The organism is Streptomyces sp. S.PNR 29 (genome assembly GCF_030386795.1).
Classification (GTDB): Bacteria; Actinomycetota; Actinomycetes; order Streptomycetales; family Streptomycetaceae; genus Streptomyces.
The window spans coordinates 58,230-71,165 of sequence record NZ_JANUQM010000023.1 but is presented as its reverse complement, the minus strand read 5'-3'; the positions used below and the strand labels follow the sequence as shown (position 1 = coordinate 71,165).

Genomic DNA, 12,936 nt, shown 5'->3' with positions numbered 1-12,936 from the left:
CACCTACTACCAACCAGAACACCGCCACCGCATCCCCCTCCCCACCCACCCCCTCAACCCCAAACACCACTGGATCAACAAAACCACCCCGCGGACCGCTCCACCGGCTCCCGCTCCCCGTCCGCATCCTCTGCTGGACAGGCTGCTGGTGCGGACGATGGGGCAGTGCGTCTTTCTCACCGAGTTCGCCTCGGACCGGCACTGGGTTCTGTCCGAGCACAAACTGCTCGGCGAGGCGATCGTGCCGGGGACGACCTATCTCGAAATGGGCCGCGCCGCCGCGCAGATCCTCCTGGGGCGGCCTGCCACCGAGATCCGTGAGGTCGCCTTCCTCCGTCCGCTGCTGGTGCAGGAGGGCACATCCCGCACCGTGCACACCACGGTGAGAGAAGTCGGTGACGGGCTGGCCGAGTTCACCGTCGCGAGCCAGGAGCCGGGGGACGGCTCATGGACGATGCACGTCCAGGGGACGGTGAGCGTGCTGCCTCTTCCGGAGACACCGCCGAAGCAGGACGTGGCGGCGCTGCGGGCTCAGTGCGTGCTGGACACCGTGGACACCGAAGCTCATCAGGCCGAGCACAGAACCATGGAGTTCGGTCACCGGTGGCAGGGAAGTCTGCGGACGGTGCGGGTGGGCGTGCGCTGTGCGCTCGGTGAGCTGGACCTCCCCGAGCAGTACGCGTCCGAGTGCCGGGACCACGCCCTGCACCCGGCCCTGCTCGACCTGGCCACCGGATTCGGCGGCTTCGCGGTGCTGCAGAGCGCCGACGACTCCCGACGGGCGCGCGACGACCGTGGCTTCTTCCTGCCCATCGCCTACGAGTCGCTGCGCATTCACACCGGGCTCCCGCGGCGTGGGATCAGCTTCATCCGACCGCACGCGGACTACGACGGCGACGGCGAGGTACGCAAGACCGACGTCCTGATCTGCGACGAGTCGGGATCGGTCGCCGTCGAGATCACCGGATTCACCGTCAAGCGCGTCGCCGACGCCCAGCGCACGGTGGCCCGACTGCGTCCGCACTCCCGCCACCACGCCCTTCGATGGGTCCCGTCACCCGCGCCCGCCGGGGAGCCGGCGTCGCTCCGCCGCATGCTGCTGGTCGGCGAGGAGCACAGTACGGTCGGACGGATCGGCGATGCCCTGCGCGCACGCGGCATGGACGTCACCGAGGTGACGCTTGCCGAGTCCTGGGCGGCGGTGGCCGCGGGCCGCTACCGCGTACCGCCGACACCCGACGGGTTCGGCCGGCTGCTCGACGCGCTCGGCGACACGCTGCCCGACGAGGTCGTGCACGTCGCCGGGCCGGTGAACCCGCGCGTGCGTGACGAACCGGAGGTCCTGGAGCAGCACCTCTCCCAGGGCGTCCACAGCCTGTTCCATCTGCTCCAGTGCCTCTCGGGGCGCAATGCCGTGCCGGACATGCTCAGTGTCGTCGCCCCGTCCGTCGCCCGGGTGACGGGCCGGGAAGGCGCGACGGCGGCCGTGCACGCCACGCTGTTCGGCCTCGCCAAGGTGGCGGCCCTGGAGAACGACGAGGTGAGTCCGCTCTGCGTCGACGTCTCGGAGGACACCAGCGCTGACGCCGTGTGCGACGAGTTGCTCGGCCCGCGTGCCTCCGCGACCGTGGCCCTGCGCGGCGGAGTCCGTCATGTGGCCGAGCTGGTTCCCGTACAGCTGACGAGGCGCCCCGACACGCCACGCGTGCATGCGGGTGACGTCTTCCTCATCACCGGTGGGCTCGGTGGTCTCGGTCTGGCCGTCGCCCGTCATCTCAGCCGCACCGTCCCAGGTGTACGGCTCGCCCTGGTGGGCCGCACCGGACTGCCGCCGCGGGAGCGGTGGGACGAGGTCGCCGAACCCGGACTGCGGCGGCGGGTCGAGATCCTGCGCGAGCTGGCGGACAGCGGAGCGCAGGTGCGCGCCTACCGCGGCGACGTCGTGGATCCGGCGCAGATGACGGAGGTGGTACGGCTCGTCACGAGCGAACTCGGACGGATCGACTACGTGGTGCACGCGGCCGGTGTAGCCGGTGACGGTTTCCTCTTCCGCAAGGACCCCGAGACCTTCCGGCGCACCCTGGCGCCCAAGGTGCTCGGCACCGCGGTACTGGACATGGTCACCCGGGACGCCCCGCCCAAGCTCATGATCAATTTCGGGTCGACGGTCTCGGTCTTCGGAGCGGCGGGCCAGGGCGATTACACCGCGGCGAACAGCTACCTCGACCACTTCGCCGACGAGCGAACGGCGCTCGGTCGTCGTACCGTGACGATCGGCTGGAGCGACTGGCTCGACGTCGGTATGGCCTTCGACCACGGGGTGCAGCGGGACCAGGGCTTCTTCCGCTCGCTTCCCGTCGAGGACGCGCTGGGCAGTTTCGAGGAGATCCTCACCTCGTCGGACACCTCGGTGATCGTGGGAGAGATCAACTATCCGCGGCTCGCCGGCCCCGACGGCGCACTCGCGGGGCTGGTGGACCGCGGTCACCTCGTCCTGTCCGAACCGATTCGCCGGGCCGTCGCGTCCGCCCGGGGCTCCGCGGCCCGTCCGACGGACATCGCGCAGCACGCGGACGACTCCACTGCGCTCAGGCTCCTCGGCAGGGAAAAAGGCGGGTACAGCGAAACCGAGCGCGCGCTCGCCCGCATCTGGGCCAAGGAGCTCGGCCTCAGCGAGCTGAACGTGAACGACAGTTCCTTCGCGCTGGGCGTGGATTCGCTGGCGGCGCTGCGACTGGCACAGAGAATCCAGAAGGTCCTGCAGATCCGGGTGTCGATGGCGGATCTCTACGCGCACGTGACGATCGCGGAACTGGCCAAGCACCTTGACCGCGAAAACGCCTGAGCCACTGACGATTCCCTCCCACGAGAAAGGCGGTACGGCGTGAGCATGCGCACAGTAGGGGTGATCGGTGCCGGAACCATCGGCCGGGGCGTCGCCCAGTGCTTCGCCCACACGGGCGTCGAGGTGGTCCTCGTCGATGTGTCACAAAGCCAGCTCGACAGCGCGATGGCCCAGGTGAGGCGTGATCTGCTGGTCAACGACATGCTCGGCGTGAGCGCACTGAAGGACGACGTCGACACCGTCCTGGCCCGTATCCGTTGCGGCACCGATCTGTCGCCGCTGGCCGACGTCGACTTCGTGGTGGAGAACGTCACCGAGAACTGGTCGGTGAAGCGCGAGGTGTACGAGCAGATCGACACGCTCTGCCGTCCCGGGGTGATCTTCGCTGTGAACACGTCCGCGGTTCCGATCACCCGGGTCGGCTCGGTGACCCGGCGCCCCGCCGAGGTCATCGGACTGCACTTCATGAACCCCGTGCCCCAGATGGCCACGGTCGAGGTCGTCAGGGGACATTTCACCTCGGACGACACGCTCGGCACCGCCCTGGAACTGCTCGATGAGCTCGGCAAGGAAGGCATCGTGGTCGAGGACGCCCCGGGCTTCGTGACCAACCGGGTGCTGATGCCGACCATCAACGAGGCGATCTTCTGCGTCCAGGACGGGGTCGCGTCGGCGGAGGACGTCGACAAGATGTTCAGGGGTTGCTTCGGCCACAAGATGGGCCCGCTGGAAACCGCCGACCTCATCGGTCTCGACACGATCCTGAACTCGATCACGGTCCTGTACGAGAGCTTCCGGGACACCAAGTACCGGCCGGCGCCGCTCCTGCAGAAGATGGTCGACGCCGGGCTGCTGGGGCGGAAGACAGGACGCGGCTTCTACGTCTACTGACACCATTCATCGCAGAGGAGAGCCGAACATGACGCACGACGACGCTCGACAGCGCATCCGGGAGTTCCTGGCCCCCCAGCTGGCAGGCCAGCCCCTCGCGGACAGCGACGACTTCTTCGCCCTCGGGTACGTCAACTCCCTCTTCGCCATGCAGCTCGCGCTCTTCGTGGAAAAGGACTTCGGTCTGACCCTGGGGCCCGGAGACATGGACTTCGACAATTTCCGCACGGTGGACGGCCTCGTCCGCCTCGTCACCTCGAAGACCGGCGTCTAAGTCCTGTCCGGCGTGCGTGGCGGCCCTACGGCTGCCATGCCCGCCGTCTTCGTTCACTCCCATCGGCGAGGAGTACCCGCGTGACGCATGCGACCCCCCGACAGACCCGTCCGGAGGCGGCCGGCACCACCGTCGTTCGCACTCATGTCGACCTGCACACCCCGCTGCCCGAAGCACTGGCACCGGAGATCGAGCGCCGTCTCTACTTCGTGTCACCGGACATCACCGGTTTCGAACTCGTCCGGGCCGAGGGCGAAGTCCACGGCGTGGCACTGGTCACCAACGGCTCCCCCGCCCGCGATGTGCTGGCCGAGAAGGTCAACTACATGGTGGACAACGACGTCCGCACGCAGTGGGTGACCCCTCCCAAGGCCATCTGGACCTCACCGCATCAACGCTCCCCACAGGACGGAGTGTTCGAGCAACTCCTGGAGAACGGCGCCGTGAGCGAGGCGGGCGAGGGCCAGGTCGCCGTCGGTGAGCCCCTGCTGTCCCTCCTGGCGTACTTCGACGCCGCCGTGCGCGAGATCCTGGCGAGGGACTTCGCCGCGGTGGAATACCGGTACCCCACGCTCATCAGCACCGCGGCACTGCAGACCTCCGGCTACTTCAAGTCCTTTCCGCAGCATCTGATGTTCGTCAGCCGGCTGCGCAACGACATCGACGTGTACCGCGCCTTCCAGACGACGTACGCCGACACAGGTGTCGACCCCACCGTGCTGGACCACTGCGGCAACGTGGACTACTGCCTGCCGCCCACCATGTGCTACCACACGTTCCACCAGTACAAGGGGCGGACCCTGGACCCGGGCAGGCTGCACGTCGTCACCGCCCGGGGGAAGTCCTTCCGCTTCGAGGCCGCCTACGCCGCCGCTCTGGAACGGCTGTGGGACTTCACCATCCGGGAAATCGTGTTCATGGGGTCACGGGAGGAGGTTCTGAGCGCCCGCGAGCTCTTCATGCGCAAGGTCTTCGCCTACATCGAGGAGCTCGGGCTGAGCGGCTTCTGCGCGGTGGGCAACGACCCGTTCTTCTGTGGCACGGACACCTCCGGGCGGATCTGGTCCCAGCGCCTGCTGGAGCTCAAGTACGAACTGCAGCTCCCTGTCGCCCCCGACCGCACTGTGGCCGTCGGGTCCTTCAACTTCCACGACGATCTGTTCGGGCAGGCCTTCGGCATCGAGCACGGTGACGAGGGACCGGTCCGGAGCGGGTGCGTCGGATTCGGGCTGGAGCGCCTCGTCTACGCCTTCCTGTGTCAGTACGGCGTCGTCCCCGAGAACTGGCCGGCTCCGGTGCGCGCCGGTACCGGACGGTGAGGCAGGCAGGGTCGTGAACGAAGCCACGCACGCGCGTCCGGTCCCAGGCGACGCCCTCCCCGACGACGTTCCCGCCGCGCAGAGGGTCGCCACGGGCCGTGCCCCGCGCACGCCGGAGGAGGAGCTGCTCTGCGCCCTGTTCTCCCAGGTGCTGGGAGTGGACCGGGTCACCATCGACGACTCGTTCTTCCAGCTGGGTGGTCACTCGCTGCTGGCGACCAGACTGTCCGCCCGTATCCGCACCGCGCTGGGCACCGAGGTACCGTTGCGCACCATCTTCGAGTCTCCGACGGTCGCCTCTCTCACGGAGCACCTGAAGCGAGGCGAAGGAGACGGCCGCCCCCGTCTGCGGCGGATGGACCGGCCGCTGGAGATCCCCCTCTCACACACCCAGCGCCGGCTGTGGTTCCTCAACCGGTTGCACGGTTCGGCCGCCAACTACAACATGCCCATGGCCTACCGGATCCTGGGGAAGCTGAACGTCTCGGCGTTGCGTGACGCGCTCGCCGACCTGGTCCACCGGCACGAGAGCCTGCGCACCGCCTACCCGGACTGGGACGGCCACCCGCAGCAGGTGGTGCTGGAACCCGACGAGGTGCCGGTGGAGCTGCCGACCGAGGTGGTCACCCCGGCGGAACTGCCCCGGGCTCTTGCCGCCGAGGCCGGTTACGCCTTCGACCTCACCGCCGAGACGGCGTTGCGCTCCCGGCTGTTCCGCCTGGCCGAGGACGAACACGTGCTGCTGCTGACCGTGCATCACATCGCCTGTGACGGCTGGTCCATGGTGCCGCTCGCCCGGGATCTCGGGTTCGCCTACGCCGCCCGGTGCCGCGGCCGGCGGCCGGACGGGCCCGAACTGCCTGTGCAGTACGTCGACTACACGCTCTGGCAGCGCGAGCTGTTGGGCGACGCGGAGGACCCGAACAGCCTGCTGAGCCGGCAGGGCCGGTTCTGGCGGCGTGAGCTGGCGGGTATGCCGGACCGGCTGAGCATCGATGTGACGGCTCAGCGGCCGCTCACCCCCTCGTACCGGGGCGGCCGGACCGTGGCACGGGTTCCGGCACGGACCCATCGCGCGCTCCAGAAGGTGGCCCGCGAGACCGGAACCAGCGTCTTCATGGCCGTCCAGGCCGCGCTCGCGGCGCTGCTCACCCGGCGGGGAGCGGGCACGGACATCGCCATCGGCATCCCTGTGGCCGGGCGTGCGGATCCCCACCTGGACGACGTCGTGGGGTTCTTCGTCAACACCCTCGTGCTGCGGACGCGGACGGACGGCGACCCGACGTTCCGGGAACTGCTCCGCCGGGTGCGCGGCACCGATCTGGCGGCCTTCGCCCACCAGGACGTTCCGTTCGATCATGTCGTCCAGTCGCTCAATCCGGCCCGCTCCGCGGCCTGGCACCCGCTGATCCAGGTCATGCTCGCCTTCCAGAGCAACGACGCCGCCGAACTGCTCCTGCCCGGACTCGACGTACGGCCCGAACCCGTCGAGGAGGGAATCACCCGCTTCGACCTTCGTTTCGAACTCTTCGAACGGTTCACGCAGGACCGGCGGCCGGCGGGGATCGACGCGAACCTCACGTTCGCCCTGGACCTGTACACACCGGAGCAGGCCGAGCAGCTCATGCGGGACTTCCTGGCCGTGCTCGACGCCGCGGCGTCGCCGGACCGGCGCCTGAGCGGGCTGGACGGGACGGGTGCCTCCCGAGCGGCGGCCCCGGGCACCGGGAGGAGTCCGGCCGCCGCGCGGACGCTCACGCCCGGCACCGCACAGGGGGAGCCGAGCGTGGCCTTCGTCTGTTCGCCGTACGGGCAGCAGTGGGTCGGCATGGGGCGGACCCTGTTCCGCACCGAGCCGGACTTCCGCGCCGCACTGGAGGAGTGCGACGCCCTGCTCTCCCGCCACACCGGATGGTCGCTGATCCACGAGCTGTTCCTCGACGAACCGGACGCGAGGACCGGTGACGTCGGGGTCATGCAGCCCATCGTCTTCGCCGTCCAGGTGGGCATCGCGCGGTGGCTGGAGGCGGCGGGCGTGAAGCCCGGCGCTGTCGCCGGTCACAGCGTGGGGGAAATCGCGGCCTGCGCCATCGCCGGCATTCTGGATCTGCCCGACGCCGTGCGCGTCGTCCACCATTACAGCGATCAGCAGCGCCGGGTGGCCGGCCCCGACAGCGGTATGGCGGTGGTGGAACTCAGCGCGCACGACCTCTCGCCGCACCTTCGGCCCTACGGCGGGACGGTGTCCGTCGCGGGCATGAACGGACCGCGGACGACGGTGCTGGCCGGCGACCGGCGCACGCTTGAGACGTTCGTCGCCGAACTGCAGGACCGCAACGTGCTGTCGGCGATGGTCCGCGTCGACCTTCCGGCACACAGCGCGGCAATCGAACCGATCACGGCCGACCTGGAGCGAGCCATCGGGACGCTCACGCCCAGACCGGGCCGGATCATGATGGCTTCCTCGGTCACGGGACGCGTGCTGGACTGGCAGCAGGTCACGGCCCGTTACTTCGTGCGCAATCTGCGGCAGCCCGTCCTCCTCGCTCAGGCCACCGACTGTCTCCTGTCCGAGCACCAGGTGCTGGTCGAGATCAGCGCCCATCCGGTTCTGGCCCCGGCCCTGCAGCAGTCGGTGGACGACAGCGGCGGTGGAGCCATCGTGCTCACGACCATGCGCCGCGGGGAGGACGATCGCCTCGGCCTGTTCGAGGCGATCGATGCGCTGGAGCGGCTCGGGACGAAGGTCTCTCCTACCCACCAGTCCGACAAGAGCGCAGGTAAGCGAGGTTGAGGCCGTGCAGTCCGACGTCGAGATCAAGTTCTCCGGATCGCGATCGGGTGAGGGACCGCTCACCTGGGGACAGCGCGCCATGGTGGAGGCCATGGCGCGCAACCGGCAGACGTGGAACATCGCCTGCGCACTCGATCTCACGCACCGGCACCTCGACGCGTCGACGGTTCTGGCTTCGCTGGGGACGGTGATCGCCAGGAACGAGTCGCTCCGTACGCTGGTCCGGGTCGTGGACGGAGAGCCGCGGCAGTGCGTGGTGGATTCCGGGACGCTACCGGTGACCACGGTTCTGTGTTCCGCGGCCGAGGCGAGGGACCACGCCGAGCGGCTGATCGACGAGAGAAACCGGCGTCCTTTCCGCCTCGACGCGGAATGGCCGGTGCGTATCACTCTCGTGATCGCGGAGGATCGCGTCCGCTATGTGGTTTTCGTCTTCTCTCACGTCGCCGTGGACAACATGGGCATGCTGTTGGCCCGGGAGGACCTGAGCCATGTGCTCACGACCGGCTCGCCCGCCTGGGAGCCCGGGCTGCAGCCCTTGGACATCGCGCGGCACGAGAGCACCAAGGGGCGGTCGATCACGGACCGTGCGGTGCGGTACTGGACCGAACAGCTTCGGCGGATACCGCCGACGACACTCACGCCGGTGGGCCCCGCCCACGAGCCGAGGATCCAGCAGGCGACCCTCACCTCGTCGGCCGTGCGGGCCGCCGTCGAGCGGTTGGCCGCACGGCATCGCACCACGTCCACCACGCTGCTCATGTCCGCGGCCGCGATGGTGCTGGGGGCGTGGACCGGACACCCGGCCGTCGCGATGAATGTGCAGGTCGGGAACCGCTTCAAGTCCGCGTATCGACGGACCGTGGGAAATCTGGTCCAGCTCGGGCTCTTCGTGCTCGATCTGCCCCCCAAGTCGCGTTTCAACGACATCGTCCCGGCCGCGAAGGCTTCGGCGTTGCTCACCTACCGGTACGGCTACTACGAGCTGGCCGCCCTCGACCGCGCCAGGAGCCGGGTCAACGCGGAGCGGGGGGCCGTCATCAATCCGTTGTGCTGTTTCAACGCGATCGACGCGCGACTCGACGACGGGGACGTGTCCGGCGAGGTGCCGGATCACCTCATCAGGGCACGCCTGACGGAGTCCGAGCTGACCTGGGACGACGACCCGCACCAGGCGCGCTGCCACTTCTGCCTCAGGACCGTCGATCCGAACGGAGAGGTCCATCGCCTCTCGCTCGCCGCGGACACGCGGTACCTGCCTCCCGACCGCATCGAGGCGTTCCTGCGCGAGATGGAGCACGTCCTGGTCGAAGCCGCCGTCACCGGCCGGTGATTCCGCCCGGGGTGCGTCGGGTCCCGGGTCACGTGCGGGCCGCGTGTACCACGTAGGTGAGCAGTTCCGGTGGCAGCAGGGGAGAGTAGTCGACGGTCGACACCAGGCCGCGGTCGTCCAGGAGGGAGCGTACGGCGGACAGCCGGCCGTCGATGTCCTGCACTTCCAGGATCACCTGATCGATCCTCGGCCAGTGCTCGGCGTCGATGCCCAGGAGGACGTCCATCTCGGATCCCTCCACATCGACTTCCAGCAGGTCCAGTCTGGGCCGGTCACCGAGGAAGCTGGAGAGCCGCTCGACCGACGCACGCACCTCGTACCCCGTGTGTTTGCGTTCGATGACGTCCGCGCCTTCGATGGGCGCGAGCACGGACTTCTGGAATTCCTTCTCGGCGGGATACCGAGTGGCGTTTCCCGGGATCAAGGGATAGTAGGTGAAGGGCACATCGGACTCCCGCTCACGTCCGAGCGCACAGCTCTCCACGGTGACGCCCGAGAGACGGTGCAGTTCAAGATTGCGGCGGAGCACCCGCAAGGACTCGGGAATCGGCTCGAAGGCCAGGATCTCCGCGTCGGGCCACTGCCGTTTCACGAAGAGGGAGAACAGTCCGATGTTCGCTCCCACGTCGACCACAAAGGCGTCCGGCGGAAGCTGCACCTTCCCGTAGCAGCCCTGCAGAAATATCTCCTCGTACTGGAACCATGCCTCGTCGGGGCTCTGTGCGTAGCACCGCAGCCCGTCTCCGAAATCCACCAATTCAATGTCTGACATGCAACCCATCTCCTGAATTCCACGGTTCTGACGAGTCGGACGGTGTGCGCCCGGAACCGTCGTCCACGACGCGCCCGTGGCACGCGGCGGCGGGACCGGGGGCGCCGTCACACAGGATGTAGCGGGCGGGTGCCATGGCGTTCAGGCGACCGGGGAGGGCCTTCATGCACGCCTGGTGGGCCGTCCGAGCCGAGGCCGCCGTGCTGCCTGCACGCACATGGGCGACGAGCTGCCGGCCGGTGTCACAGGACACATGGGCCCTGCCCGCTCCGAAGACGTCGTCCAGCAGGCGCTGCACTTCGCTCAGTTGGATCCAGCAGGAGTCCACCAGTACCCAGTCCGCGCCGCGGTCGACGGTGCGCAGCGCGACCGCCTCCGTCACCTCTTCGGCGCTCAGATCCCGCAGCGAAGCCTTCAGGACCAGCCGTTCGACCGCCCTCAACAACGCTTCGGTCTCCGCTCGGGAGAGATGACCGGGGTGACCGCCCCACAGACGCAGCACCACGTGGTCGGTGGCGTCGAAGCATTCGAACCGGACCGGGGCCTCGGTGGTGACGCCCCTGGGCTCCCAGGTCAGCCCGGAGGGGACGTCCTGCACGGAATGCGCCGCGGCGGAGTAGTAATTGAACACCGGGTCGAAGCAGAAGACGACCCCTCGCTCTTCCTGAACGCGCGCGGCAATGGCCTGGCGCAGCTGCGCGTCGTACGCTCCGCGCATCCCCGCCCTGATCGTCGCCGCCCATGACCGCCGGACGAGCTCGTCGAAGCCGGCACCGGCCACCCGGACGGTCATGGGAGTGACCTGTGCGAGCGTTCCCACGTAGTCGGACAGCCGGGGGCCACTGCGGTTCGCGGCCATGGCCGTGAGAGCGGTCTCGGCGTACCCCGTACGGCGTGACAGGACCGCCGACACGGCAGCGAGGAGGACACTCGGCCTGCTGAGCCCGGTGCGCCTGGACAGCCGGGTGACGCCGATCGCCAGCGCACGGGAGTGCAGCTTGCCCATGAGCGGCGTGCCGGCCTCGGCCGTTCGCTCTATGGGGTAGGGACTGGGGGGTACGCGTCTGAGCCACTCCTCCCAGTTCCTCAGAGCCGCGGCCGCGCTGCCGGCGGCTTCACCGGTCCGCTCGTCCGCCGCCCGTTCCAGTGGCTGGTAGGGCGGAGCGCCCCCGGACGGTGTCCTCGGCGAACGCAGCAGCACGGCGAGCTCGTCGCCCACGACCGCCGCCGCCTGATAGTCGACCGCCGCATGAGCGATCTCGACGATCCCCGCGATGACGCTGTCTCCGCGCAGGGCGAGCGCGATGTGCAGCGGGAGCTCCGTGTGGTCGTAGAGACGTGGCAGCCGGCTCACCACGTAGGCCCTGAGTGCCTCGTCGAGCTCGGTCCGGCTCACCTCCGCCGCGGCCGCCTGCCGGGGCAGCGAGCACAGGTGGACGCCGAGGCGACCCGAACCGACCACGTGCTGCACCGGCGAGGGGAATTCGGGGTAGACGGTGCGCAGCACCTCATGGCGTTCGACGAGTCTCGCCAGGGCCGACAGCACATGCGCCAGCTTCTGTCCGTTGCGGGGCAGTGCGAGAGTGACGGGCACCCATACATCGGGGGAATCCGGCTGTTGGCCGTACCACTGGAGGATGTCGGTCTGCCCGAAGGTGGCAGGCCCCTTCGCCGTCCGCGAACCGGAGAACGGCACCTGCCGCACCTCACGGCGAACCAGGTCGATCACTGTGTCCTCCTCGCGGTGGCCGCTCAGCCGGTCGCGGCCGGCCCCTGTGCGTCTGCCGTGACGGGGCGGTCCCAGTGCGCTTCGTGCGTGGCTTGTTCGTCGTGGAAGCGGTCCATACGTCCGATGGGTTGGCCGGGACGCCAACTGAGCCCAGGAATGTGGGAGTTGACCTGCTCGCCGTCTTCCCTGAGCACCGATGCCGCCGGGTGGGCCATGTGCAGCAGCCAGTCGTCGTACGCGTCGAAGGCGCAGTGGAAGTCCATGCGGTAGGCGAAGTCGTTGTCCTCACCGCCCCAGCCCTCGTAGCGCTCGTCCATTCCCCCGATGCGGTGAAACGCGCTCGCCCGGACCCAGACGCAGCAGCCCGGGGGCCGGCGCAGGTAGAACCCACGCAGTTCGTCGGGGTCCGCCTGCGCGGCGCGGTCCAGCAGGCGCCGGCGGATGGCATGGGAGGTGGCGGCCTCGCTGAGGCTGAGCATGTTGCGGTAGGTGAGATGGCCGCTGGTGCCGGGGCGCTGGAAACGGGCGACGTTGCGCGCGATGAAGTCGCGGTCGGCGAGGACGTCCGCGTCCAGGATGCAGATCGCCTCCGGATCACCGGGGGTGTTGACCACTCCGACGTTGACCGCCCACGACTTGTTGAAGGTGCCGGCCTTCGGGGCGAAGAGATAGTGATCGACGTGCGGTTCGATGATGTGGCGGAATCGGGGCTTCTCATCGGATTCCACGACCACGACCTGGTAGTCCTGGCGGGGCCAGGACTGGTCCGCGAGACACAGCAGGCACGCCAGCAGGTTGCGCAGCCGCGTGTTCCCGGTGTTCCGGTCCCGGAACGGGATGACGACGAGGACCTCGGCGTCGGACGTGCCGGACGGTTCGGCCACCGGCGGCACGGTTCGCAGGTCGTCAGGTGTCACGGATTCGGTTCCGTCATTCCGGTACCGCTCACCCAGGTGATATCCCAGCCGGTTGTTGCACT

9 protein-coding genes are annotated in these 12,936 nt (G+C 68.9%); 6 read left to right on the top strand and 3 right to left on the bottom strand.

Annotated features, from left to right (window positions below; translation table 11 throughout):
• The 6 genes from NW895_RS40075 to NW895_RS40050 all read left to right on the top strand — a co-directional run.
• Window positions 1–2,845 (top strand): SDR family NAD(P)-dependent oxidoreductase (locus NW895_RS40075; protein WP_289942109.1); only part of this gene is annotated, 2,845 nt, incomplete at its 5' end.
• A 45-nt stretch (window positions 2,846–2,890) separates the two neighbouring features.
• A complete protein-coding gene (locus tag NW895_RS40070) occupies window positions 2,891–3,736 on the top strand; it encodes a 3-hydroxyacyl-CoA dehydrogenase NAD-binding domain-containing protein (protein WP_289942107.1) in 846 nt (281 codons plus the stop codon).
• A 28-nt stretch (window positions 3,737–3,764) separates the two neighbouring features.
• The gene (locus tag NW895_RS40065; protein WP_289942106.1) at window positions 3,765–4,010 is read left to right on the top strand and encodes an acyl carrier protein; all 246 of its coding nucleotides are present in this window, start codon (window positions 3,765–3,767) and stop codon (window positions 4,008–4,010) included.
• A gap of 80 nt (window positions 4,011–4,090) precedes the next feature.
• A complete protein-coding gene (locus NW895_RS40060) occupies window positions 4,091–5,329 on the top strand; it encodes a hypothetical protein (RefSeq protein ID WP_289942104.1) in 1,239 nt (412 codons plus the stop codon).
• Window positions 5,330–5,342: 13 nt separating this feature from the next.
• Complete coding sequence (locus tag NW895_RS40055; protein ID WP_289942103.1) at window positions 5,343–8,123, top strand: condensation domain-containing protein; 2,781 nt, start codon at window positions 5,343–5,345, stop codon at window positions 8,121–8,123.
• A gap of 4 nt (window positions 8,124–8,127) precedes the next feature.
• A complete protein-coding gene (locus NW895_RS40050; protein WP_289942102.1) occupies window positions 8,128–9,456 on the top strand; it encodes a condensation domain-containing protein in 1,329 nt (442 codons plus the stop codon).
• 28 nt (window positions 9,457–9,484) lie between these two features.
• Here NW895_RS40050 and NW895_RS40045 read toward each other — a convergent pair whose 3' ends face one another.
• From NW895_RS40045 to NW895_RS40035, 3 genes are read right to left on the bottom strand one after another with little or no spacing between them, the layout of a single operon-like run.
• The gene (locus tag NW895_RS40045) at window positions 9,485–10,228 is read right to left on the bottom strand and encodes an FkbM family methyltransferase (protein WP_289942100.1); all 744 of its coding nucleotides are present in this window, start codon (window positions 10,226–10,228) and stop codon (window positions 9,485–9,487) included.
• A complete protein-coding gene (locus NW895_RS40040; RefSeq protein ID WP_289942099.1) occupies window positions 10,215–11,957 on the bottom strand; it encodes a condensation domain-containing protein in 1,743 nt (580 codons plus the stop codon). Before NW895_RS40040 ends, NW895_RS40045 begins: the two co-directional genes overlap by 14 nt.
• Window positions 11,958–11,980: 23 nt before the next feature.
• Entirely contained in the window at window positions 11,981–12,874 is an 894-nt protein-coding gene (locus NW895_RS40035; protein ID WP_289942096.1) for a galactosyltransferase-related protein, read from the bottom strand.
• Window positions 12,875–12,936: the final 62 nt, after the last annotated feature.

Bases quoted from the DNA above. Each gene is read 5' to 3' on its own strand.
- NW895_RS40045 (WP_289942100.1), bottom strand. From the start codon at position 10,228: ATGTCAGACATTGAATTGGTGGATTTCGGAGACGGGCTGCGGTGCTAC.
- NW895_RS40070 (WP_289942107.1), top strand. From the start codon at position 2,891: ATGCGCACAGTAGGGGTGATCGGTGCCGGAACCATCGGCCGGGGCGTC.
- NW895_RS40065 (WP_289942106.1), top strand. From the start codon at position 3,765: ATGACGCACGACGACGCTCGACAGCGCATCCGGGAGTTCCTGGCCCCC.